We start from the raw sequence: 24,389 nt of genomic DNA, 5'->3' as shown, positions 1-24,389 counted from the left end.
GCGGCCCGGCGCCTCAGTCGTCGAGACCGAACGCGGCGAGGGCCTCCTCCGCCGCCGGGGACTGCGCCCGCACGCGCGGCCCGGCCCCCGTCGACCAGGCCACCGCGCAGAGCGCCGCGAGGGCCTCCAGTGGCGGTCCCGCGCCGTCGAGCAGGAGGTCCGCGCCGGCCTTCGTCACCGACCAGCCGCCGTCTGCGGCCCGGGCCGGCACCGCCACCACGGCGGCCGGGTCGAACAGGCCCGCCAGGTCGAACGAGACGTACGCGGGGCGGCGCTCCTCTGGTGCGGCCAGCAGCTCGGCGGCGTCGCTGACCCCGGTGAGCACCAGCAGGCTGTCCAGCCCGGCCCGGCGGGCGCCTTCGATGTCGGTGTCCAGCCGGTCGCCCACGACGAGCGTGCGCCCGGTTCCGGCCCGCCGCGCGGCGGTGGTGAACAGCGCCGGCTCCGGCTTGCCCACCACCACGTCGGGGTCACGGCCGAGCGCGGTCCGCAGCACCGCGACGAGCGAGCCGTTACCCGGCAGCGGGCCGCGCGGGCTGGGCAGCGTGCGGTCGGTGTTGGTGGCGTACCAGGGCGCGCCCGCCCGTACCGCCAGGGACGCCTCGGCCAGGTCGGACCAGCCGACCTGCGGGCCGTAGCCCTGCGCCACCGCGGCGGGCTCCTCGTCGGCGGTGGCGACCGGCCGCAGGCCCACCGCGCGCAGCTCGGCGCGCAGTGCCTCCGCGCCGACCACGAGCACCGGCGCGCCCTCGGGCAGCCGGTCGCGGAGCAGTTCGGCGGTGGCCGCCGCGGAGGTGAGCACCTCCGCCGGCTCAGCCGCGACGCCCATGCCGGTGAGCAGGTCGGCCACCTCGCTGGAGCGGCGGGAGGCGTTGTTCGTCGCGTACGCGACCGCGCGCCCCTCGGCGTGCAGCCGGCCGACCGCCTCGACCGCGCCGGGGATGGGCCGGTCGATCAGGTAGATGACGCCGTCCAGGTCGAAGACGACGAGCGAGTACGCGTCGACGAGCCGCCCCGCCCCGGCGCGGTCGGGTTCTCCCCGATCCGCGCCGGAGGCGGTGTCACCGGCGTAGCCGGTCATCGGCGGTCCGCCGCCTCGCCCTCGCCGGCCGCCCGCGACTGGGTGACCTCGTCGGCCGGGGTGCCGACGGCCGGCTCCTCGGTCGTGTCGGCGGCGGCCGGGGTGTCGGCGGCGAGCGAGCCGGCCTCGGTGTCGGTCAGCTCGTCGTCGGCCAGGTCGCCGGCGTCCCGGTCCCGGTAGCCGGCCCGAGCCGCGTCACCGCCGTCGTCGCTCAGCCGAGCGTCGTCGTCCCGGTCGTCGTCATCGTCATCGTCGTCGTCATCGTCGTCATCGTCATCGTCGTCGTCGTCGTCATCGTCGTCATCGTCGGCCGACGCCTCGGACGTGTCCGCGTCGTCCTCCGGCTCGTCGTCGCCCTCGATGACCACGCCGTCCAGCTCCAGCAGCCGCTCCGCGGCGTCCGTCTCCCCCTCGGAGTCGACGTCGGCGGCCCGGGAGAACCACTCCCGTGCCTCCTCGCGCCGGTCGACCGCCAGCAGGGCGTCCGCGTACGCGTAGCGCAGCCGCGCCGCCCACGGCTCGGTCGAGTCGCCGGTCAGCTCGCGGACCTGAAGCATCGCCACCGCGGCGTCCTTCTGCCCGAGGTCACCGCGCGCCCCGGCGGCCACGATCAGCAGCTCGATCGCGACGGCCTGGTCGAGCTTGTCCCGGTCCGCGCCGCGGAACAGGTCGATGGCCCGCTCCGGCCGGCCCAGCGCCCGCTCGCAGTCGGCCAGCACGGCCAGGTGGCTCTGCAGGCCGGTCATCCGGTGGTACGTCCGCAGCTCGGCGATGGCGGTCTGCCACTCACCCGCGTGGTACGCGGCCAGCCCGACGGCCTCCCGCACGGCGGCGATCCGCGACGCGAGCCGGCGGGCCGACATGGCGTGCGCCAGCGCCTGCGCCGGGTCCTCGTCGATCAGCAGACCGGTAGCGACCAGGTGCCGGGCGACCGTCTCCGCGACCGGCTTGGCGAGGGAGAGCAACTCCGCCCGGACGGCCGAGTCGAGGTCACTCGCGACCACGTCGTCGGGCAGCTCCGGCGCCTCACCGGTACGCCCCTCGCCGCGCTCGTCCTGGCGCTCCCGCTGCGGACCGTAGGAGCCACGGCGGTCGTCGCCGCCCGGCCGGTCGCCGTAGCCACGGCGCTCACCGTCCCGCTCGCCCCGGAAGCCACCCGGCCCTCGGTCGTCACGTCGGTCGTCGCGCCGGAAACCACGGTCGCGGTCGCCACCGCGGAATCCGCCGTCGCGGCGCTCGCCGCCGGCGTAGCTCTCCCGGCGGTCGCCGCCCTGGTAGCCGCCCTCGCGACGATCGCCACCACGGAAGCCACCCTCACGGGCGCCGCCTTCACGACGATCCCCACCACGGAAACCACCCTCACGGTCGCCGCCACGGAAACCGCCCTCACGACGCTCACCGCCCCGGAAGCCACCCTCGCGACGATCGCCACCACGGAAGCCACCCTCGCGGGCGCCGCCTTCACGACGATCCCCACCGCGGAAACCGCCCTCACGGTCGCCGCCACGGAAACCGCCCTCACGACGCTCACCGCCCCGGAAGCCTCCCTCACGGGTGCCGCCCTCACGACGATCCCCACCACGGAAGCCGCCCTCGCGACGGTCACCGCCCCGGAAGCCACCGTCGCGGTCGCCACCGCGGAAACCGCCCTCGCGACGATCGCCACCACGGAAGCCACCCTCGCGGGCGCCGCCCTCACGACGATCCCCACCGCGGAAACCGCCCTCACGGTCGCCACCACGGAAACCACCCTCACGACGGTCGCCACCGCGGAAACCGCCCTCGCGACGGTCACCGCCCCGGAAACCACCGTCACGGGCGCCGCCTTCACGACGGTCACCGCCCCGGAAACCGCCCTCACGGTCGCCGCCCCGGAAGCCGCCCTCGCGACGCTCACCACCGCGGAAACCGCCCTCACGGTCGCCGCCACGGAAACCACCCTCACGACGGTCACCGCCGCGGAAACCACCCTCGCGGGCGCCGCCTTCACGACGATCCCCACCACGGAAACCGCCCTCACGGCGGTCGCCGCCCTGGTAGCCACCCTCACGACGCTCACCACCACGGAAACCACCGTCACGGTCGCCGCCACGGAACCCGCCTTCACGACGGTCGCCGCCCGGACGGCTTCCACCCCGGAAGCCACCCTCGCGGTCACCGCCACGGAAACCACCCTCGCGACGATCGCCACCGCCGAAGCCGCCCTCACGACGCTCACCACCGCGGAAACCGCCCTCACGACGCTCACCACCACGGAAGCCGCCGTCACGGTCACCTCCGCGGAAGCCGCCCTCACGACGATCGCCACCGCGGAAGCCGCCCTCACGACGCTCACCACCGCGGAAACCACCCTCGCGACGGTCACCGCCACGGGTACCACTGTCACGGTCGCCACCACGGAAGCCGCCCGGGCGGTCGTCGCGGCCGCCCCGGTACGAGGGACGGTCATCGCGACGGCCGTCGCGGCCGGCGTCACCACGCCCCTGGCCACGGTCGGCGCGATCCTCGTAACGACGGGGGCGGTCCCCGCCCTGGGGTCCTGAGCTCACAGGTACATCCTTCCTGATGGCGTTTCCGCCGAGAACGCTAACGCAGTCGAGGGCCGCCCCTGCTGGGGCGGCCCTCGACTGGAAGATTGTCCGGCGGTGTCCTACTCTCCCACACCCTCCCGAGTGCAGTACCATCGGCGCTGGAGGGCTTAGCTTCCGGGTTCGGAATGTGACCGGGCGTTTCCCCTCCGCCATGACCGCCGTAACTCTATGAACATGTCAACCAACCCAACCCTGGTGGGTGATCGTTTGTTCAGAGTTGCACAGTGGACGCGTAGCAGCTTAGTAGTCAAGTCCTCGGCCTATTAGTACCGGTCAACTGAACCCGTTACCGGGCTTACATTTCCGGCCTATCAACCCAGTCGTCTAGCTGGGGGCCTTACCCCACAATGTGGGTGGGATACCTCATCTTGAAGCGAGCTTCCCGCTTAGATGCTTTCAGCGGTTATCCCTTCCGAACGTAGCTAACCAGCCGTGCCCCTGGCGGGACAACTGGCACACCAGAGGTTCGTCCGTCCCGGTCCTCTCGTACTAGGGACAGCCCTTCTCAAGTATCCTACGCGCACGGCGGATAGGGACCGAACTGTCTCACGACGTTCTAAACCCAGCTCGCGTACCGCTTTAATGGGCGAACAGCCCAACCCTTGGGACCTGCTACAGCCCCAGGATGCGACGAGCCGACATCGAGGTGCCAAACCATCCCGTCGATATGGACTCTTGGGGAAGATCAGCCTGTTATCCCCGGGGTACCTTTTATCCGTTGAGCGACACCGCTTCCACATGCCAGTGCCGGATCACTAGTCCCGACTTTCGTCCCTGCTCGACCTGTCAGTCTCACAGTCAAGCTCCCTTGTGCACTTGCACTCAACACCTGATTGCCAACCAGGCTGAGGGAACCTTTGGGCGCCTCCGTTACCCTTTAGGAGGCAACCGCCCCAGTTAAACTACCCACCAGACACTGTCCCTGAACCGGATAACGGTCCGAAGTTAGATACCCAAATCAACCAGAGTGGTATTTCAAGATTGCCTCCACCCATACTGGCGTATGGACTTCACCGGCTCCCACCTATCCTACACAAGCTAATTCAGATACCAATGTCAAGCTATAGTAAAGGTCCCGGGGTCTTTCCGTCCTGCCGCGCGTAACGAGCATCTTTACTCGTAATGCAATTTCGCCGGGCCTGTGGTTGAGACAGTGGGGAAGTCGTTACGCCATTCGTGCAGGTCGGAACTTACCCGACAAGGAATTTCGCTACCTTAGGATGGTTATAGTTACCACCGCCGTTTACTGGCGCTTAAGTTCTCCGCTTCGCCCCGAAGAGCTAACAGGTCCCCTTAACGTTCCAGCACCGGGCAGGCGTCAGTCCATATACATCGAATTACTTCTTCGCATGGACCTGTGTTTTTAGTAAACAGTCGCTTCCCCCTGCTCTCTGCGGCCATACAACGCTCCACCCGCGCGGGGCTTCACGTCTCCGGCCCCCCTTCTCCCTAAGTTACGGGGGCAATTTGCCGAGTTCCTTAACCACAGTTCGCCCGATCGCCTCGGTATTCTCTACCTGACCACCTGTGTCGGTTTGGGGTACGGGCCGCTAAGAACTCGCTAGAGGCTTTTCTCGGCAGCATAGGATCACTGACTTCACCTGAATCGGCTCGGCATCACGTCTCAGCCCTAGTGGTGTGCGGATTTGCCTACACACCGGCCTACACGCTTACCCCGGCACAACCACCGGCCGGGCTCAGCTACCTTCCTGCGTCACCCCATCGCTTGACTACTACCCGCCAGGTTCCCACGCTCCCCACCATTGGTCCGAAGACCGCCGGCAGTTCGGGTGGTTAGCACAACGAGGTTCATCAGGGTCGCTCTTTCGCGGGTACGGGAATATCAACCCGTTGTCCATCGACTACGCCTCTCGGCCTCGCCTTAGGTCCCGACTCACCCAGGGCGGATTAGCCTGGCCCTGGAACCCTTGGTCATCCGGCGGAAGGGTTTCTCACCCTTCTTTCGCTACTCATGCCTGCATTCTCACTCGTGCCGCGTCCACAACTGGGTCACCCCGCTGCTTCACCCCCGGCACGACGCTCCCCTACCCATCCACACACCTGCATACCCCATCAAGGAGGCACGAAGTTAAAATGTGAATGCCACAGCTTCGGCGGTGTGCTTGAGCCCCGCTACATTGTCGGCGCGGAACCACTTGACCAGTGAGCTATTACGCACTCTTTAAAGGGTGGCTGCTTCTAAGCCAACCTCCTGGTTGTCTATGCGACCCCACATCCTTTTCCACTTAGCACACGCTTAGGGGCCTTAGCTGGTGATCTGGGCTGTTTCCCTCTCGACTACGAAGCTTATCCCCCGCAGTCTCACTGCCGCGCTCTCACTTACCGGCATTCGGAGTTTGGCTGATTTCGGTAAGCTTGTGGGCCCCCTAGACCATCCAGTGCTCTACCTCCGGCAAGAAACACGCGACGCTGCACCTAAATGCATTTCGGGGAGAACCAGCTATCACGGAGTTTGATTGGCCTTTCACCCCTAACCACAGGTCATCCCCCAACTTTTCAACGTTGGTGGGTTCGGCCCTCCACGCGGTCTTACCCGCGCTTCAGCCTGCCCATGGCTAGATCACTCCGCTTCGGGTCTAGAGCATGCGACTAAAAACGCCCTATTCAGACTCGCTTTCGCTACGGCTCCCCCACACGGGTTAACCTCGCCACATGCCACTAACTCGCAGGCTCATTCTTCAAAAGGCACGCCGTCACCCCGCAAGGCTCCGACGGATTGTAGGCGAACGGTTTCAGGTACTATTTCACTCCCCTCCCGGGGTACTTTTCACCATTCCCTCACGGTACTCGTCCGCTATCGGTCACCAGGAAGTATTTAGGCTTACCAGGTGGTCCTGGCAGATTCACGGCAGATTTCAGGAGTCCGCCGCTACTCGGGAACACCCACAGAAGACCAGCAACTTTCACCTACCGGACTATCACCGTCTACGGTCAGCCATTCCAGACTGTTCGACTAGCCACCAGCTTTGTAACTTCTCCAACAGATGTCAGTCTGTTGAGCAGGGTCCCACAACCCCGACCACGCAACCCCTGACAGGTATCACACGCCGCCGGTTTAGCCTCAATCCGCTTTCGCTCGCCACTACTCACGGAATCACTATTTGTTTTCTCTTCCTACGGGTACTGAGATGTTTCACTTCCCCGCGTTCCCCCCACACACCCTATGTGTTCAGGTGCGGGTGACATCACATGACTGATGCCGGGTTTCCCCATTCGGACACCCTGGGATCACAGCTTGGTTGACAGCTCCCCCAGGCCTATCGCGGCCTCCCACGTCCTTCATCGGCTCCTGGTGCCAAGGCATCCACCGTTCGCCCTTGACAACTTGACCACAAAGATGCTCGCGTCCACTGTGCAATTCTCAACAAACAACCAACCCACAACCCACAGCCCCACACCTACAACCACCACATGGTCACGGTTTGCGAGACCAGGCCATGCCTGGCGCCTTCCGCCCCCTCGGACACAGTCCACAGGAGGCATCTCAAGGCTCTGAAAAAACAACCTCGGTTGTTCCTTCAGGACCCAACAGGGTGCTTACATCCGCCACCAGCCGCACCACGGACTCGTTCCCACCACCCAAGAGTGGCTGTACTAGAGGATCCGCAGCCGTTGCCGGCACCAGACTTGCCAGTGTCTCCGCCATCTGAGCACCCCGACCCGACATCCGCGGGCCGCGGGCTCCATGCCACCTTTCGGTGGATGGTGCTCCTTAGAAAGGAGGTGATCCAGCCGCACCTTCCGGTACGGCTACCTTGTTACGACTTCGTCCCAATCGCCAGCCCCACCTTCGACGGCTCCCTCCACAAGGGTTGGGCCACCGGCTTCGGGTGTTGCCGACTTTCGTGACGTGACGGGCGGTGTGTACAAGGCCCGGGAACGTATTCACCGCAGCGTTGCTGATCTGCGATTACTAGCGACTCCGACTTCACGGGGTCGAGTTGCAGACCCCGATCCGAACTGAGACCGGCTTTTTGGGATTCGCTCCACCTCACGGTATCGCAGCCCATTGTACCGGCCATTGTAGCATGCGTGAAGCCCTGGACATAAGGGGCATGATGACTTGACGTCATCCCCACCTTCCTCCGAGTTGACCCCGGCAGTCTTCGATGAGTCCCCGCCATAACGCGCTGGCAACATCGAACGAGGGTTGCGCTCGTTGCGGGACTTAACCCAACATCTCACGACACGAGCTGACGACAGCCATGCACCACCTGTGACCGCCCCCGAAGGACCTGCCATCTCTGACAGTTTTGCGGCCATGTCAAACCCAGGTAAGGTTCTTCGCGTTGCATCGAATTAATCCGCATGCTCCGCCGCTTGTGCGGGCCCCCGTCAATTCCTTTGAGTTTTAGCCTTGCGGCCGTACTCCCCAGGCGGGGCGCTTAATGCGTTAGCTGCGGCACAGGGAACCGGAGAGGCCCCCCACACCTAGCGCCCAACGTTTACAGCGTGGACTACCAGGGTATCTAATCCTGTTCGCTCCCCACGCTTTCGCTCCTCAGCGTCAGTATCGGCCCAGAGACCCGCCTTCGCCACCGGTGTTCCTCCTGATATCTGCGCATTTCACCGCTACACCAGGAATTCCAGTCTCCCCTACCGAACTCTAGCCTGCCCGTATCGACTGCAGGCCCGCAGTTGAGCTGCGGGTTTTCACAGTCGACGCGACAAGCCGCCTACGAGCTCTTTACGCCCAATAAATCCGGACAACGCTCGCGCCCTACGTCTTACCGCGGCTGCTGGCACGTAGTTGGCCGGCGCTTCTTCTGCAGGTACCGTCACTTACGCTTCGTCCCTGCTGAAAGAGGTTTACAACCCGAAGGCCGTCATCCCTCACGCGGCGTCGCTGCATCAGGCTTCCGCCCATTGTGCAATATTCCCCACTGCTGCCTCCCGTAGGAGTCTGGGCCGTGTCTCAGTCCCAGTGTGGCCGGTCGCCCTCTCAGGCCGGCTACCCGTCGTCGCCTTGGTAGGCCATCACCCCACCAACAAGCTGATAGGCCGCGAGCCCATCCCAAGCCGAAAAACTTTCCACCACCAACCATGCGATCGGAGGTCATATTCGGTATTAGCCCCGGTTTCCCGGGGTTATCCCAAAGCCTGGGGCAGGTTGCTCACGTGTTACTCACCCGTTCGCCGCTCGAGTACCCCGAAGGGCCTTTCCGCTCGACTTGCATGTGTTAAGCACGCCGCCAGCGTTCGTCCTGAGCCAGGATCAAACTCTCCAACAAAAACTTTGTCGAACAGCAATCAACCTGGCAACAAAAGTGTTGCCAAAGGAATCCCAACCAGCCAAACCAAACGGCCTGACCAGTCCGGGGTATAAAACAATTGGCACTGGCTTTACAAGCACCCTGTTGAGTTCTCAAAGAACAACCACACACCAACCAGAAGCACCGCTAACCAGCGGCACCCCGACCGGGGCATTTCGTTCGTTCACCCGCCGCTCTCGCGCCGGGCACTTTTACTACGTTACCCGGTGGTTTCTGCCGTGTCAAACCGGTGTCAACCGGTTTGTCGTGCATCACCCTTTTACCGGGCACCCCGATTCAACCGACTTCCGTCGGTCCTTCCGAGGAATTCGGTAGGCCGGCCGCCCGCGGTTTCCCGCTGGCTCGTCCGTTTCCCTACCGGCCGACAACCTTACCCGGTCGGTTCCGCCTCGCCAAATCCGCCTCCCGGCGAATCCGGGGCACCACCCGGTTCTCAGGTCCTGCGCTCCGGCCTTCCAGGTCTTTCGCCCTGTTTCGTCCGTTCCGCGCTGGCAGAGAGAAAGTTACGCGCCCAGCGGAGTGATCGTCAAATCCGCTGGGCGCGTCCCGCGTCACACAGTCGACAGGCGGCTATCCGCGCAGCTCGACGCCCGCGAACGAGCGCTTGCCCCGGCGCAGTACGAGGTAACGGCCGTGCAGCAGGTCGCCCGCCGACACGGTGGCGTCCACCTCGGAGATACGCGTGTTGTTGACGTACGCGCCGCCTTCGGCGATGACCCGCCGTGCCTCCTTCATGCTCGGCACCAGGCCCGACTCCTTGAGCAGGCCGGCCACGTCCGGCAGCTCGTCGAGGTGCACCAGGCCGGCCTCGGTCAGCGCGGCACGCAGCGTCTCCGGGGCCAGCTCGTCGAGCGAGCCGCGCCCGAACAGCGCCTGGCTCGCGGCGACCGCCTGCGCCATCTCCCGCTCGCCGTGCACCAGCGTGGTCAGCTCCTCGGCGAGCGCCCGCTGGGCCAGGCGCGCCTGCGGGCGCTCCGCTGTCGCCTTCTCCAGCTCCTCCAGCTCCTCACGGGAGCGGAAGCTGAAGTACCGCAGGTAGCGGCTGACGTCGCGGTCGTCTGCGTTGACCCAGAACTGGTAGAACGCGTACGGGCTGGTCATCTGCGGGTCGAGCCAGACCGTGCCGGTCTCGCTCTTGCCGAACTTGGTGCCGTCGGCCTTGGTCACCAGCGGCGTGGTGAACGCCTCCACCGGCCCGGCGCCGCGCCGCCGGATGTAGTCCACCCCGGCGGTGATGTTGCCCCACTGGTCGGAGCCGCCGTACTGGAGCCGGCAGCCTTGCCGGCGGTGCAGCTCGAAGTAGTCGTTCGCCTGGAGGAGCTGGTAGCTGAACTCGGTGTAGCTGATGCCCGTCTCCAGCCGCGCCTTGACCACCTCGCGGGCGAGCATCTTGTTCACCGGGAAGTGCTTGCCGACGTCCCGGAGGAACTCGACCACCGACATCTCGCCGGTCCAGTCCAGGTTGTTCACGAGTTGCGCCGCGTTCTCCCCGGTGTACGTGACGAACGGCGAGAGCTGCTCGCGGATGCGCTCCACCCAGCCGGCGATCACCTCGGGCGGGTTCAGCGTCCGTTCCGCGCTCTCCTTCGGGTCGCCGATCTGCCCGGTGGCGCCACCGACGAGCAGCAGCGGCCGGTGCCCCGCCTGCTGGAGCCGGCGGGCCATCACGACCTGCATCAGGTTGCCGATGTGCAGGCTCGGCGCGGTGGGGTCGAAGCCCACGTAGAAGGTGGTGCTCCCGCCGTCGAGCAGCTCGCGCAGTTCGTCGAGGCCGGTCGAGTCCTGGATCAGGCCCCGCCACAGCAGGTCGTCGGTCAGGGAGTCCCGCCCCTGCGGGAGGTTGCTGTCGGTCACGGTCACCGATTCTCCCCCATCACCGGGCCCGGCCCGTACCGGGTTTGCCGAGGTACGGCCGACTAGGCTGGCGGCGCCGTCGAACGCGAGGAGGAACCGCGGTGGACATGCCGAACCTGACCGGTGGCTTCGTGGCCCTGCTGGGCCTGACGTTCGACGAGGTCAGCGGGGAACGGGTGGTGATCCGCTGGAAGGTGCGCCCGGAGCTGCACCAGCCGTACGGGATCCAGCACGGCGGCGTCTACTGCTCGGTGGTGGAGACGGCGGCCAGCATCGGCGGCGCGCTCTGGCTGGGCGACAAGGGCAACGTCGTCGGGGTGTCGAACCAGACCGACTTCCTGCGCGCGGTGCGCGACGGCGAGCTGACCGCCGTCGGCACGCCGGTGCACCGGGGCCGCAGTCAGCAGCTCTGGCTCGTGGAGATCACCGACGCCGACGGCCGGCTGGTGGCCCGCGGTCAGGTGCGGCTGCAGAACCTCACCGCCTCCTGACGCATTCGCCCGAAACCGGGCGCTGACGGCGATATCGTCGCCTCGGTGAGGACGTCCGCTCCCGGCCCGACGTGAGGAAGCTGTTCGCCGCCACGCTCGGCGTGCTGTCGGCCGTCGGCGGCTTCGTCGACATCGGTGACCTGGTGGCGGCCAGTCAGGCCGGCGCGCTGTTCGGCATGGCCCACACCTGGGTGCTGCTGGTCGGGGTGGTCGGCATCTGCGCGTACGCGGAAATGGCCGGCCGGATCGCGGCGGTGAGCGGACGGGCGGTTTTCGACCTGGTCCGGGAGCGGCTCGGGCCGCGGGTGGCGCTGCTCAACCTGGTCGCGTCGTGGCTGGTCACTGTCGTCACGCTCGCCGCGGAGCTGGGCGGGGTGGCGCTGGCGCTGCAACTGGCGACCCGGCTGAGCCACCTGTTCTGGGTGCCGCTCGCAGCGCTGGCGGTCTGGCTGGTGCTGTGGCGGCTGCGCTTCGAGCTGATGGAGCGAATCTTCGGCCTGGCCGGGCTGGCTCTGCTGGTGTTCGCTGTCGCGCTGGTGGCGCTGCCGACCGACTGGCCGGCACTCGGGCAGGGCGTGTGGCAGGTCAGCGCGGCCGGGCACGGCTGGCCGCTGTACTGGTTCGTGGCGGTGGCGCTGTTCGCCTCGACTGTGAGCCCGTACGAGGTGTTCTTCTTCTCCTCCGGCGGCGTGGAGGAGCGGTGGGGCGCGGCGGACCTGGCGCGGGCCCGCTCGAACGTGCTGATCGGCTTCCCGGTGGGCGGGTTCCTGGCGTTGTCGCTGGTCGCCGTGGCAACGGTGGCCTACCACCCGTCGGAGGCGTCGTTGAGCACGCTCGACGAGGTGGCGCGGCCGGTGGCGACGGCGCTCGGCGGCGCCGGCCTGGCCGCCACGGTGCTGGCGTTCTTCGCGGTGACGTTCGGGGCGGCGCTGGAGACGGGACTGTCGGCGGCGTACGCGGCGGCGCAGTACTTCGGATGGCAGTGGGGCAAGCGGGTCCGCCCGCGGGAGGCGGCCCGGTTCCACAGCGTGCTGCTCGTCGGTCTGCTGCTCGGTGTGGTGATGCTGATGACGACTGTGGACCCGGTGCGGCTGACCGAGTACATGCTGGTGCTGAGCGCTGTGGTGCTGCCGCTGACGTACCTGCCGATCCTGGTGGTCGCCAACGACCGCGGGTACCTCGGCGACCGGGTCAACGGGCGGTGGATGAACCTGCTCGGCGCGGTGTTCCTGCTGCTCATCGTCGCCGCTTCGGTGGCGGCGATCCCGCTGGCGATCATGACGGGGATGGGGCCATGAGGGTTCAGCTCGCCAAGCGGCTGCTCGACCGGCAGATCGTCGACGTTGACGGGCGGCTGGTCGGGCGCGTCGACGACATCGCGTTCGCCGTCGACGACGAGGGCTACCCGTACGTGGACTGCCTGCTCACCGGGCAGGGCGCGCTCGGGGAGCGGATCGGCGGGCGGGTCGGGCGGCTGCTGGTGGCGGTGGCGGACCGGTTCACCGACGACCCGCCGGTGCCGCCGTTGCGCGTACCGCTGTCGCAGGTCGCCCGGGTGGACAGCGCGGTGCGGCTGCGCTGCCCGGCGGCGGACCTGCCGCCGTCACCGGTGGAGGCGTGGCTGCGCCGGCACCTGATCGAACGCATTCCGGGGTCCGGCCGTGCGAGCGGGTGAGCTGCTCGGCCGCACCGCGTACGACCTGCACGGGCGGCGGCTGGGCCGGGTGGTGGACGTGGTGGTGCGCGGCGGGTGGCCGCCGGACCGGCTGCGGATCACCGACGTGATCGTCGCCGGGCACTGGTGGACCCGGGTGATCAGCCGGCTGATCGGGCCGGAGCTGCACCCGTCCGGGCCGTGGCTGCTGCGGGTGATCGCCCGGCTGGTCGGGCGGAGCACCCGTCAGCTGCCCGCCGACGCGGTACAGCTGCTCCCGCCGGTGCCCGGTTTCCCGTTCGGCCCGCCGGCCGGAGACCGCTGAACCGGGTCGCGGACGCCGGGCCCCGGAAGCCGGGCGGCGGCGCGCCAGGCGTTCCGGACACCGGTGAGGCGACCGCCCGGCGCCGGTCAGCGGCGGGCGTCGTCGAGTTCGGGGGCGTCGGCCGGGTCGGCCGCGTCGTCGTCCGGACTGCCGGTCGCCGCGTCGTCGTCCGCCGACTGCTCGCCGCGGCGGTGACGGCGCACGTGCACCTCGGTGATGGCCCGCTGGTCGACGTCGGCCACCGCCAGCTCCCAGCCGTCCACGGTCACCTGCTCCCCCGCCACCGTCGGGATGTGCCCGAGGCAGATCAGCACCAGCCCGGCGACTGTGGTGTAGTCGCCGGCGGGCCGGTTCGGCAGCTCCACGCCGAGGTCGGTCAGGTCGTGCACCGGGAACGTGCCGGGCAGCACCAGCGTGCCGTCGGCCTCGGTGCGTACGGCGCGCAGGTCCCGGTCGGTCTCGTCGTAGATCTCGCCGACGATCTCCTCCAGGATGTCCTCCAGCGTCACGATCCCGTCGACCGCGCCGCGCTCGTCGACCACGAGCGCGATGTGCTGGCGTTCGGCCTTGAACTGGCGCAGCGCGTCGACCACCGGCAGGGAGTCGGGCAGCAGCATCGGCGGTCGGGCGATCTCGTCGACCGGCCGGTCGTCCGAGACGCCGACCAGGTCCCGCAGGTGGATCACGCCCACCGCCTCGTCCAGGCCGCCGTGGCGCACCACCGGCGCCCGGGAGTGGCCGGTCGCCGCGAGGACGAGCCGGGCGGCCTCCGCCGTGGTGCCGCTGTCGAGCGTGAAGACCTGCAACCGGGGTACGAGCACCGCCCGCAACTGCCGGTCGGCGATCTCCACCGCGCCGGCGATGATCGTGCGCTGTTCCTTGGTGAAGCCGTGGTTGCCGGCCACGATGTCGCGCAGTTCGTCCGGGCCGATCTCGTCCGGCTCGGCCTTCGGGTCCAGACCGAACAGGCGTACCACCAGGTCGGTGGTGGCGCCCAGCAGCCAGACGGCGGGCCGGGTGATGCTGGACAGCACGTCCAGCGGGCGGGCCACCAGCAGCGCCCACCGCTCGGCCGACTGCATGGCGATCCGCTTCGGTGCCAGCTCACCGAAGACGAGCGTGACGAACGTGAGTACCAGCGTGACAGCGACGATGGCGACGGTCTCGGCGGCGTTGCCGAAGACGCCCAGCAGCGGGACGAGCGGCCGGGCCAGGGACACCGCGGCGGCGGCGGAGGCCAGGAACCCGGCGAGCGTGATACCGATCTGGATCGTGGCCAGGAACCGGTTCGGGTCCTTCGCGAGACGGGCGAGGGTCCGTCCGCCGCGGCTGCTGCGCTCCAGCCGCTGCACCTGGCTGTCGCGCAGGGACACCAGGGCCATCTCGCTGCCGGCGAACACCGCGTTGAGGATCACCAGCACACCGACCAGGGCAAGCTGGCTCCAGTAGCTCTGCACGACCGGTTATCTCCCTCGGCCCGATCCGGGTCGGCCGATGGCCGACTCGCCGGCCGGTAGATCCGGTCGGCGTGGCCCTCTGTTGCCCCGCGGGCCCGCGCCTGAATCCTGTGCGATCACTGAGCGCCGGACGGCGGGTGTCCGGTTCACCCGTGCGTGGCGGGGACCGGCAGGTCGAGCACGTACGCGCCGCCCTCCGGGCGGAACCCGAGCCGGTGGTAGTAGGGGGCGATCATGCCGGGCGGGCTGACCACCCGGCGGAAGCCCCGGTCGGTGAACAGCCGGCTGCGCCGGTAGACGAACTCCCCCGGCGTGAAGTCGCGGAACGGCGGGGTCACGTAGTCCAGGTCGACCTGGGCCACCCCGCCCGGTTCGGCGTGCGAGAGCATCACGCCCACCACCTCGTCGGCGCGTACCACAAGGAACGCCGAGCGGTCGGCGGCGGCCGGGTCCCAGTGGAAGCCGGGGTTGAACCGGGCGATGTCGGCGGCGTGCACCCGCAGCGTGTGCGCCAGGAAGGCGTCGCCGGTGCCGACCTCGACCACCTGGTAGGTCTGCTCGTCGTGCCGGGTGGCCAGCAACTTGCGCAGGTACCAGACGTTGATCACGGCGAGCACCACGTTCAGCCCGACCATCGGCCAGACCTGCACCGCGGTGTTGTAGCCGATCAGGATGAGGCAGCCGACCAGGTTGAGCGCGCGCAGCCGCAGGATCCGGGTCTGCAGCAGGGACCAGACCAGCAGCGCGGAGCCGGCCCAGCCGACGAGTTCCAGCCAGTTCACCCGGGGAGACTAGCGGTCTGCCTGGTCAGGCCCCTCGGCGGGCAGCTCCAGCACGTACTCCTCGACCTCGGTGCCGCGCGACGGGGCGTACCCGGAGTCCTCGCCGACCACGACGAAGCCGCACTTGCGCAGCACCGCGAGCGAGGCGGCGTTGTCCTTCGCGGCGCGGGCGTGCAGCGGCCGGTGCGGCACCTCGCGCAGCAGCGCGCGCAGCGCGGCGGTGGCGTGGCCCCGCCCCCAGTGGGCCGCGTCGATCCAGTAGCTGACCTCGGTCTGCTCGCCGACCGGGAAAGCGGCGACCCGCCCGACCAGCCGGCCGTCGACGGTGACGGCGCGGTTGACGATCCGCTCGTCGGCGCGGATGCGCGCCCAGTGTGCATCGAACGCGACCCGGTCGGACGGGTCCTTCGGGCCGAACGCGGCCATCCAGTTCGCCTGCGGGTCCTGCTCGTGGGCGAAGAAGGCGGGCAGGTCGTCGTCGCGCACCGGGCGGAGCAGCACCTCGTTGGTCACGGCCGGAACGATACGGGCACCCACCGACACTCTCGGGACCTCCGGCCCGGTGTGTGTCCCGTCCGGCCCTGCCGCGCCGCCGGGCGGCCCGGTTACCAAGGAGGTGGAACGACGCAGTCGAGGAGGCCGGACCATGTCGAAGTACGTCTACGACTTCATCGAGGGTGACCGCAGCCGGGCCGACCTGCTCGGCGGCAAGGGCGCGAACCTCGCCGAGATGACCCGGCTCGGGTTGCCGGTGCCGCCCGGGTTCACCGTCACCACCGACGCGTGCCGGGCGTACCTGGCCACCGGCGCGCCGCCGGACGGCCTGTACGAGGAGATCAACGCGCACCTGCGGGAGGTGGAGGCGCGGCTGGACCGGTGGCTGGGCGACCCGGGTGACCCGCTGCTGCTGGCGGTGCGTTCCGGCGGGCGGTACTCGATGCCGGGGATGATGGAGACGATCCTCGACATCGGGCTCAACGACACCACCGTCGCCGGGCTGGCCGCCCGCACCGGTGACGAGCGGTTCGCCTGGGACTCGTACCGGCGGCTGATCCAGATGTTCGGCCGGACCGTGCACGGCATCCCGGCCGACGAGTTCGAGCACGAGCTGGCCGCCCTGCGCGCCACCGCCGGGCCGGACGGGCCGGGCGCCGGGCAGCTGCGCGACCTGGTCGAGACGTACAAGAAGATCTTCGTCCGGCACGTCGGGCACGACTTCCCGCAGGCCCCGCACGAGCAGCTGTTCCTGGCCGTGCGCGCGGTGTTCGAGTCCTGGCACTCGGAGCGGGCCCGGATCTACCGGCGGCAGGAGCGCATCCCGGACGACCTGGGCACCGCCGTCAACGTGATGGCGATGGTGTTCGGCAACCTCGGCCCGGACTCCGGCACCGGTGTGGCGTTCACCCGCGACCCGGCCACCGGCGCTCCCGGCGTGTACGGCGACTACCTGACCGACGCGCAGGGCGAGGACGTGGTGGCGGGCATCCGCAACACGGTGCCGCTGACCGAGCTGGAGCGGCTGGACCCGGTCAGCTTCCACCGGCTGCGGGAGATCATGGCGACGCTGGAGCGGCACTACCGCGACCTGTGCGACGTCGAGTTCACCATCGAACGCGGCCGGCTGTGGATGCTCCAGACGCGGGTCGGCAAGCGCACCGCGGCGGCGGCGTTCGTGATCGCCGCGCAGCTGGCCGAGGAAGGCCTGATCACTGCGGACGAGGCGCTCACCCGGGTCACCGGGGCGCAGCTCGCCCAGCTGATGTTCCCGGCCTTCGACACGGCCGGCGCGCCCGAGCCGCTCGCGGTCGGCGTCGGCGCCTCGCCCGGCGCCGCGGTCGGGCGGGTCGTGTTCGACTCGGCCGCCGCGGCGGCGGCCGACGGGCCGGTGATCCTGGTCCGCCCGGAGACCAACCCGGACGACCTGCCCGGCATGATCGCCGCGACCGGGGTGCTCACCTCGCGCGGCGGGAAGACCTCGCACGCCGCGGTGGTGGCCCGGGGCATGGGCCGGACCTGCGTGTGCGGCGCCGAGGCGCTGGGCATCGACGTCGAGCGCGGCGAGTTCACGGTGGGCGACCGGGTGGTGCGGGCCGGCGACGTGATCTCGATCGACGGCACCAGCGGGCGGATCTGGCTCGGCGAGGTGCCGGTGCAGCCGTCCCCGGTGGCCCGGTACCTGACCGGTGAGCTGCGGCCGGAGGCGGACCCGCTGGTCACCGCCGTGCACCGGCTGCTCGGGCACGCCGACGCGGTGCGCACGCTCGGCGTCCGCGCCAACGCCGACACGCCGGACGACGCCCGCCGGGCCCGTGAGCTCGGCGCCGCCGGGATCGGGCTGTGCCGCACCGAGCACATGTTCCTCGGCGAGCGCCGGGAACTGGTCGAGCGGCTGATCCTGGCCGACGGCCCGGCCGAGGTCGGCGCGGCGCTGGACGAGCTGCTGCCGTTGCAGCGGGCCGACTTCCTCGGGCTGCTCACCGCGATGGACGGGCTGCCGGTCACCGTCCGGCTGCTCGACCCGCCGCTGCACGAGTTCCTGCCTCCGCTCGCCGAGCTGACCGCCCGGGTGGCGGGCGCACAGGCGCGCGGCGAGGAACCGGGCCACGACGGCGTGCTGCTGGCGGCGGTGCGCCGGATGCACGAGACGAACCCGATGCTGGGGCTGCGCGGCGTACGGCTCGGACTGGTGGTGCCGGGCCTGTTCGCGATGCAGGTGCGGGCGCTGGCCGAGGCGGCCTCGCAGCGGGTCCGGGCCGGCGCTGACCCGCGCCCGGAGATCATGGTGCCGCTCGTCGGCGACGTGCGGGAACTCGCCGCGGTGGCGGACGAGGCTCGGCGAGTGCTGGCCGAGGTGCCTGATGCACCGGACATCCCGGTCGGCACCATGATCGAGACGCCCCGGGCGGCGCTGACCGCCGGGGACATCGCCGCCGAGGCGCACTTCTTCTCCTTCGGCACCAACGACCTGACGCAGATGACCTGGGCGTTCTCCCGGGACGACGTGGAGGGGGCGTTCTTCTCCACGTACCTGGAACGGGGGATCTTCCCGGTGTCGCCGTTCGAGAGCATCGACGCCACGGGCGTGGGCCGGCTGGTCCGCCTCGCCGTCGCCGAGGGGCGGGCGGCCCGGCCGGACCTGACCGTCGGCGTCTGCGGTGAGCACGGCGGCGACCCGGAGTCGATCGGGTTCTTCGCCGACGCCGGGCTCGACTACGTCTCCTGCTCGCCGTACCGGGTGCCGGTGGCGCGGCTGGCCGCCGGCCGGGCCGCCGTCGAGGCCCGCACCGAGAAGTCCGACTCCCGCTAGGAGGGCAGCACCATGACCGCCATCTTCAACCCGACCGGACCGGCTGTCACGCCGCTCCCCCGGCCCGCGCCGCCGCCGGCCGCGACGCCCGCCCCCACCCCGGCCGCGACGCCGGCCGGGCCGGTCGGCCCGGTGCTGGAACTGCCCGGGGACACCGCGCTGGTTCCGGTGAACCACGACGGCCGCCCGGTCGGCGTGTTCGTCGCGGCCGGCGGCCGGGTCCGCTACCGCCGCGTGGTCGAACCCGACCAGCTCGTCGCGGCCGCCACCGGCGCGTTCGCGGTCGCGGCGCTCACCGCCGCCGTGGCGGTGTGGTCGCGGCGCCGCCCGCCGTCGGTCGGCACCGTCACGATGGGGCCGGGCGGATGGGTCAGCCTGCGCGGCGTGCCGGCGCCCCGGCTGCGCCCGGACCACAGGCCCTGGTGGGCGCGCCTGCTGCGGGCCCGCCGCCTGGTCGTCGACCGCTGAGCACCCCAGGGGTACGGCCGCCGGTACGTCACCGGCGGCCGTACCGCCGTTCCGGCCTCGGACGGGCCGTTGGTCCCGGGTCATCGCGGTCCTGCGCCCCTGCCCGGCAGCGCCCGGACGGACGACGCTGAGGGTGAGAACGAGACCGAGGGAGGCCCCCGATGCGCGCCAGTGTCGTCACCGCGTTCGACCGTCCGATGGAGATCACCGAGCGTCCCGTGCCGGAGGTCGGCCCGGGCGAGATCCTGGTCCGCGTCGAAGCCAGCGGACTCTGCCACACCGACATCCACGCCGCCCGCGGCGAGTGGCCGGTGAAGCCTGCCCCACCGTTCGTCCCCGGTCACGAGGGCGTCGGCCTGGTCGAGCGGGTCGGCCCCGGCGTCACCGAGCACGCCGTCGGCGACCGGGTCGCGCTGCCCTGGCTGGGCTGGGCCTGCGGCACCTGCGCGTACTGCGTGACCGGCTGGGAGACGCTGTGCGAGTCGCAGCGCAACACCGGCTACAGCATCGACGGCGCGCACGCCGAGTACGCGGTCGCCTCGGCCCGCTACGCGGTACGCGTGCCGGACGGCGTGGACCCGTTCGAGGCCGCGCCGCTGACCTGCGCGGGCGTCACCACGTACAAGGCCGTCAAGGTCGCCGGGGTGCGGCCGGGCGAGCGGGTGGCGATCTTCGGCATCGGCGGCCTGGGTCACCTCGCCCAGCAGTACGCGCAGATCTTCGGCGCCGAGACGGTGGCGGTCGACGTGACCGCCGAGAAGCTGGAACTGGCCACCTCGCTGGGCGCCGCGCACACCGTCGACGCCGCCACCACCGACCCGGTCGAGCGGATCACCGCGCTGGGCGGCGTGGACGTGGCGATCGTGCTGGCCGCGAGCCCTCGGGTGATCGAGCAGGCCCACCGTTCGCTGCGGCGCGGCGGCCGGCTGGTGCTGGTGTCGCTGCCGGCCGACAACGCGATCACCCTGCCCGTCTTCGAGACGGTACTCAAGGGCATCACGGTGCTCGGCTCGATCGTCGGCACCCGCGCCGACCTGGCCGAGGTGTTCGCGCTGCACGCCGCAGGCCGCACCCGGGTCGTCTACGAGACCCGCAAGCTGGACGACATCAACGACGCGGTGGACGACGTCCTCGCCGGCCGGGTCGCCGCCCGGCTCGTGCTCCAACCCTGACCCCCGCCCCGGTCCCCGCACCCGCGGGGACCGGGGCACCGCCGACGCCCGGAGAGGGACCGACATGACCGCCACCGAACCCCTGGCCCCCTGGCGCGGATTCCACGCCGGAGCGTGGCAGGAGACGATCGACGTGGCCGACTTCGTCCGCCACAACCACGAGCCGTACACCGGGGACGCGTCGTTCCTCGCCGGGCCGACGCCGCGCACGCTCGCCGTGTGGGACCGGCTGCGGGAGATGTTCGGCGAGGAGCGGCGGCGCGGCGTGTACGACGTCGACGCGGCCACCCCGTCGACGATCACCTCGCACGCACCCGGGTACATCGACCGGGAGCGGGAGCTGATCGTCGGGTTGCAGACCGACGCGCCGCTGCGGCGGGCGATCATGCCGGCCGGCGGGCTGCGGATGGTGGAGACGGCGCTGCGCGCGTACGGCCGCGAACCGGACCCGCGCGTGCACGAGATCTTCACCCGGTACCGCCGCACCCACAACGACGCGGTCTTCGACGCGTACCCGGAGAGCGTGCTGGCGGCGCGGCGGTCGCACGTCATCACCGGACTGCCCGACGCGTACGGGCGCGGGCGGATCATCGGCGACTACCGCCGGGTGGCGCTGTACGGCGTGGACCGGCTGGTCGAGGAGCGCCGCGCGCTCAAGGCGGCGCTGGACGAGCGGCGCAGCACCGACGACGTGATCCGCGACCGGGAGGAACTGGCCGAGCAGATCCGCGCGCTCGGTGAGCTGCGGGAAATGGCCGCCTCGTACGGCTTCGACATCTCCCGCCCGGCCGCCACCGGCGCGCAGGCGATCCAGTGGCTCTACTTCGCCTACCTGGCGGCCACGAAGGAGCAGAACGGCGCCGCGATGTCGCTCGGGCGCACCGCCGGGTTCGTCGACGCGTACCTGCGGCGGGACATCGCCGAGGGGCGGCTGGACGAGAGCGGCGCGCAGGAGCTGATCGACGACTTCGTGATCAAGCTGCGGATCATCCGCTTCCTGCGCACCCCCGAGTACGACCAGCTGTTCTCCGGCGACCCGACCTGGGTCACCGAGTCGCTCGGCGGGATGGGGGCGGACGGCCGGCCGCTGGTCACCCGCACCGCGTTCCGCTACCTCCAGACGCTCTACAACCTCGGCCCGGCGCCGGAGCCGAACCTGACGGTGCTCTGGTCGCCACGGCTGCCGGAGGGGTTCAAGCGGTTCTGCGCCCAGGTGTCGCTGGACACCAGCGCCATCCAGTACGAGAACGACGAGCTGATCCGCCCGGCGTACGACGACGACACCGCTATCGCCTGCTGCGTGTCGGCCATGCGGGTCGGCCGGGACATGCAGTTCTTCGGCGCCCGGGCGAACCTGGCGAAGGCGCTGCTGTACGCGATCAACGGCGGCCGGGACGAGCTGACCGGCACGCAGGTGGCCCCGCCGGCCGCGCCTGTGGGCGGCGAGACGCTCGACTACGACGAGGTGCTGGCCGCGTACGACCGGACGCTGGACTGGCTCGCGGAGACGTACGTGGACGCGCTGAACGTGATCCACCACCAGCACGACAGGTACGCCTACGAGCGGCTGGAGATGGCGCTGCACGACCACCCGGTGCGCCGGTTCATGGCCACCGGCATCGCCGGCCTGTCGGTCGCCGTGGACAGCCTGTCGGCCATCCGGTACGGCCGGGTGAAGGTGCTGCGCGACGACACCGGCCTGGCCGTCGACTACGCGGTCGAGGGCGAGTTCCCGACGTACGGCAACGACGACGACCGAGCCGACGAGATCGCGGTGTGGCTGGTCGAGACGTTCGCGGAGAAGCTGCGCCGGCAGCGCACCTACCGCGACGCGGAGCTGACCATGTCGGTGCTCACCATCACCTCGAACGTGGTGTACGGCAAGCACACCGGCAACACGCCGGACGGCCGGCGCGCCGGTGAGCCGTTCGCGCCCGGGGCGAACCCGATGAACGGGCGCGACACGCACGGCCTGGTCGCCTCGGCGCTGTCGGTGGCGAAGCTGCCGTACGACGCGGCCCGCGACGGCATCTCGCTGACCGGCACCGTGACGCCGGACGGCCTGGGCCACACCCGCGACGAGCGGATCGCGAACCTGGCCGGGGTGCTCGACGGCTACGCCGACGCCGGCGGGTTCCACCTCAACGTCAACGTGCTGGACCGGGCCACGCTGCTGGACGCGATGGCGCACCCGGAGCGGTACCCGCAGCTCACCGTCCGGGTCTCCGGGTACGCGGTGAACTTCGTCCGGCTCACGCCGGAGCAGCAGCGCGACGTGGTGTCGCGGACCTTCCACGGGTCGCTGTGAACGGCCGCCCGCCGGCGCCACCGCAGGTCACTGCGGCGGCGCCGGGTGCCGTCACCGGCGCCGTGCACTCGTGGGACACCTCGGTCGGGGTGGACGGGCCGGGCACCCGGTTCGTGGTCTTCCTGGCCGGCTGCCCGCTGCGCTGCCGCTACTGCCACAGCCCGGACACCTGGTACGGCCGCAGCGGCCGCCGCCGCAGCGTGGAGGAGATGATCGCGCTCGCCGGCCGGTACCGCCGGTTCATCCAGGTGGCGGGCGGCGGCGTCACGGTGAGCGGCGGGGAGCCGCTGCTGCAACCGGCGTTCACCCGGGAACTGCTGCGCCGCTGCCACGACGACCTCGGCCTGCACACCGCGCTGGACACGTCCGGCTTCCTCGGCGTCCGCGCCGACGACGCGTTGCTGGACGCCACCGACCTGGTGCTGCTCGACGTCAAGGCGGGTAACCCGCAGACGTACCGCCGGGTCACCGGCACCGGCCGGCTCGCGCCGACGCTGCGCTTCGCGCAACGGCTGGCCGACCGGGGTACGCCGATCTGGATCCGGTACGTGCTGGTGCCCGGCCTGACCGACGCGGCCGACGAGGTGGAGCGGGTGGCCGACGTGGCCGCCGGGCTGGCCACGGTGCAGCGCGTCGAGGTGCTGCCGTTCCACCGGCTCGGCGCGCACAAGTACGCCGAACTGGGCCTGACCTTCCCGCTGGCGGACACCGAGCCGCCGGATGCCGACCTGCTGGCCCGGGTACGCGGCCAGTTCGCCGCCCGGGGCCTCACCGTCACCTGACCGGCCCGCCATGACACCACTAGGATCGGGGCATGTCTCGTCTGCGCCCGATCGCCCGTGTCCGCCCGCTGGCCGCGACCGGCGCGCAGGCCACCGGGGCGCGGGCCGTCGGGGCGCAGGCCACCGGCGCCGGTGCGACGGGCGCGCGGGCGCTCGGCGCGAGCGCGATCGGCGCGCTGGCCTTCGGCGCGTTCGCGCTCGGCGCCGTGGCGGTGGGTTCGCTCGTGGTCGGCCGGCTCGCCGTGCGCCGCGCGGTGATCCGCGAGCTGCGCATCGGCCGGCTCGAGGTGGACGAGCTGGTCGTCCGCGACCGCTGAGCCCTAGCTGGCCGCGGCCGTCGGGTAGCCGTACAGGTCGAGCAGCCGGACCCGGGACGCCTGGAGCCGGTCCACCACCACGCTCATGAACCGGGTGGTGAGCTGACGGCCGAGCGTGTCGTCGGACTCCATCAGCCGGCGTACCCCGTCGGCGTCGAGTTCCACAGCGGTGCTGCGCTGGGTGGCGACCGCGCCGAACTGCCAGCGGTACGGCGGGAACAGCCAGGACCAGCCGAGCACCCCGCCCGGCCCGATCGTCTCGATGCCCACGTCGCCGCGGCCCGGCACCGGGAAGTCCAGCGCCACCTGGCCGCCGCGGACCAGCCAGAACCGGTCGGCCGGCTGGCCGGCGCGGAACAGCCGGTGCCCGGGATGCCAGACCACCGGACGGGCGTACCCGGTGAGCCGGGGCAGCCACTCGTCGGGCAGCCCGGCCAGGAAGGGGTGGACGCGGAGCATCTCCAGCGGGGTCATCGCGCCTCCAGGGTCGACAGGAGGGGAGCACT

At 70.3% G+C, this 24,389-nt stretch carries 18 protein-coding genes and 3 rRNA genes; 11 read left to right on the top strand and 10 right to left on the bottom strand.

Going from position 1 to position 24,389, the window contains the following annotated elements; genetic code table 11:
* Positions 1 to 13 precede the first annotated feature (13 nt).
* Positions 14 to 1,081 (bottom strand): HAD-IIA family hydrolase, encoded by a 1,068-nt coding sequence (locus O7546_RS09890; protein ID WP_194799845.1) that lies wholly within the window; start codon positions 1,079 to 1,081, stop codon positions 14 to 16.
* Complete coding sequence (locus tag O7546_RS09885) at positions 1,078 to 2,046, bottom strand: Replicase polyprotein 1ab (RefSeq protein ID WP_281600757.1); 969 nt, start codon at positions 2,044 to 2,046, stop codon at positions 1,078 to 1,080. Before O7546_RS09885 ends, O7546_RS09890 begins: the two co-directional genes overlap by 4 nt.
* On the opposite strand from O7546_RS09885, the gene O7546_RS09880 reads away from it, so the two are divergent.
* Positions 2,002 to 3,624 carry a hypothetical protein gene (locus O7546_RS09880; RefSeq protein ID WP_269696582.1) on the top strand — a complete coding sequence of 541 codons (1,623 nt, stop codon included), beginning with the start codon at positions 2,002 to 2,004 and terminating at the stop codon, positions 3,622 to 3,624. The two genes, O7546_RS09885 and O7546_RS09880, sit on opposite strands and share 45 nt — an antisense overlap.
* 94 nt (positions 3,625 to 3,718) lie before the next feature.
* Here the strand turns inward: O7546_RS09880 and rrf are convergent.
* The 4 genes from rrf to tyrS form a co-directional block, all read right to left on the bottom strand.
* Positions 3,719 to 3,835: ribosomal RNA gene (rrf, locus tag O7546_RS09875) — 5S ribosomal RNA — on the bottom strand.
* A gap of 80 nt (positions 3,836 to 3,915) precedes the next feature.
* A 23S ribosomal RNA gene (locus tag O7546_RS09870) occupies positions 3,916 to 7,024 on the bottom strand.
* Positions 7,025 to 7,409: 385 nt separating this feature from the next.
* Positions 7,410 to 8,924, bottom strand: a 16S ribosomal RNA gene (locus O7546_RS09865).
* The 16S, 23S and 5S rRNA genes sit together here, the layout of an rRNA operon.
* A 612-nt stretch (positions 8,925 to 9,536) precedes the next feature.
* Positions 9,537 to 10,820, bottom strand: a complete 1,284-nt coding sequence (gene tyrS / locus O7546_RS09860) for a tyrosine--tRNA ligase (RefSeq protein WP_194802932.1) — start codon at positions 10,818 to 10,820, stop codon at positions 9,537 to 9,539.
* A gap of 107 nt (positions 10,821 to 10,927) precedes the next feature.
* Between tyrS and O7546_RS09855 the strand changes: the two genes are divergently transcribed.
* The 4 genes from O7546_RS09855 to O7546_RS09840 all read left to right on the top strand — a co-directional run bounded on the left by O7546_RS09855 (position 10,928) and on the right by O7546_RS09840 (position 13,290).
* Positions 10,928 to 11,311 carry a PaaI family thioesterase gene (locus O7546_RS09855; RefSeq protein ID WP_194802933.1) on the top strand — a complete coding sequence of 128 codons (384 nt, stop codon included), beginning with the start codon at positions 10,928 to 10,930 and terminating at the stop codon, positions 11,309 to 11,311.
* Between the two features lie 71 nt (positions 11,312 to 11,382).
* Positions 11,383 to 12,609, top strand: coding sequence for a divalent metal cation transporter (locus tag O7546_RS09850; RefSeq protein WP_281600756.1), 1,227 nt, complete (start codon positions 11,383 to 11,385; stop codon positions 12,607 to 12,609).
* The gene (locus O7546_RS09845) at positions 12,606 to 12,986 is read left to right on the top strand and encodes a hypothetical protein (RefSeq protein WP_194802824.1); all 381 of its coding nucleotides are present in this window, start codon (positions 12,606 to 12,608) and stop codon (positions 12,984 to 12,986) included. The genes O7546_RS09850 and O7546_RS09845 overlap by 4 nt, the downstream gene beginning before the upstream one ends.
* The gene (locus O7546_RS09840) at positions 12,973 to 13,290 is read left to right on the top strand and encodes a PRC-barrel domain containing protein (protein ID WP_194802825.1); all 318 of its coding nucleotides are present in this window, start codon (positions 12,973 to 12,975) and stop codon (positions 13,288 to 13,290) included. Before O7546_RS09845 ends, O7546_RS09840 begins: the two co-directional genes overlap by 14 nt.
* Positions 13,291 to 13,376: 86 nt before the next feature.
* Here O7546_RS09840 and O7546_RS09835 read toward each other — a convergent pair whose 3' ends face one another.
* The 3 genes from O7546_RS09835 to O7546_RS09825 form a co-directional block, all read right to left on the bottom strand.
* A complete protein-coding gene (locus tag O7546_RS09835) occupies positions 13,377 to 14,747 on the bottom strand; it encodes a hemolysin family protein (RefSeq protein WP_194802826.1) in 1,371 nt (456 codons plus the stop codon).
* Positions 14,748 to 14,893: 146 nt separating this feature from the next.
* Positions 14,894 to 15,529, bottom strand: coding sequence for a hypothetical protein (locus tag O7546_RS09830; protein ID WP_194802827.1), 636 nt, complete (start codon positions 15,527 to 15,529; stop codon positions 14,894 to 14,896).
* Between the two features lie 9 nt (positions 15,530 to 15,538).
* Positions 15,539 to 16,042 (bottom strand): GNAT family N-acetyltransferase, encoded by a 504-nt coding sequence (locus O7546_RS09825; protein ID WP_269696580.1) that lies wholly within the window; start codon positions 16,040 to 16,042, stop codon positions 15,539 to 15,541.
* A gap of 133 nt (positions 16,043 to 16,175) precedes the next feature.
* Between O7546_RS09825 and ppdK the strand changes: the two genes are divergently transcribed.
* From ppdK to O7546_RS09795, 6 genes are all read left to right on the top strand, one after another.
* Positions 16,176 to 18,836 carry a pyruvate, phosphate dikinase gene (gene ppdK, locus O7546_RS09820; RefSeq protein ID WP_281600755.1) on the top strand — a complete coding sequence of 887 codons (2,661 nt, stop codon included), beginning with the start codon at positions 16,176 to 16,178 and terminating at the stop codon, positions 18,834 to 18,836.
* Between the two features lie 12 nt (positions 18,837 to 18,848).
* A complete protein-coding gene (locus O7546_RS09815) occupies positions 18,849 to 19,304 on the top strand; it encodes a hypothetical protein (protein ID WP_194802830.1) in 456 nt (151 codons plus the stop codon).
* Between the two features lie 161 nt (positions 19,305 to 19,465).
* Positions 19,466 to 20,476 carry an alcohol dehydrogenase AdhP gene (gene adhP / locus O7546_RS09810; RefSeq protein ID WP_194802831.1) on the top strand — a complete coding sequence of 337 codons (1,011 nt, stop codon included), beginning with the start codon at positions 19,466 to 19,468 and terminating at the stop codon, positions 20,474 to 20,476.
* Positions 20,477 to 20,540: 64 nt separating this feature from the next.
* Positions 20,541 to 22,784, top strand: a complete 2,244-nt coding sequence (pflB, locus tag O7546_RS09805) for a formate C-acetyltransferase (protein ID WP_269696579.1) — start codon at positions 20,541 to 20,543, stop codon at positions 22,782 to 22,784.
* Positions 22,781 to 23,566 carry a pyruvate formate-lyase-activating protein gene (gene pflA / locus O7546_RS09800; protein WP_194802833.1) on the top strand — a complete coding sequence of 262 codons (786 nt, stop codon included), beginning with the start codon at positions 22,781 to 22,783 and terminating at the stop codon, positions 23,564 to 23,566. Before pflB ends, pflA begins: the two co-directional genes overlap by 4 nt.
* Positions 23,567 to 23,598: 32 nt before the next feature.
* Positions 23,599 to 23,883, top strand: a complete 285-nt coding sequence (locus tag O7546_RS09795; RefSeq protein WP_194802834.1) for a hypothetical protein — start codon at positions 23,599 to 23,601, stop codon at positions 23,881 to 23,883.
* 3 nt (positions 23,884 to 23,886) lie between these two features.
* Here the strand turns inward: O7546_RS09795 and O7546_RS09790 are convergent, their stop codons facing one another.
* Entirely contained in the window at positions 23,887 to 24,357 is a 471-nt protein-coding gene (locus O7546_RS09790; protein WP_013285560.1) for a cyclic nucleotide-binding domain-containing protein, read from the bottom strand.
* Between the last annotated feature and the right edge of the window lie 32 nt (positions 24,358 to 24,389).

Source organism: Micromonospora sp. WMMA1976 (assembly GCF_027497335.1).
GTDB lineage: Bacteria > Actinomycetota > Actinomycetes > Mycobacteriales > Micromonosporaceae > Micromonospora > Micromonospora aurantiaca.
Note: the sequence above shows the minus strand (reverse complement) of the source record. Positions and strands in the feature narration are given on the sequence as shown.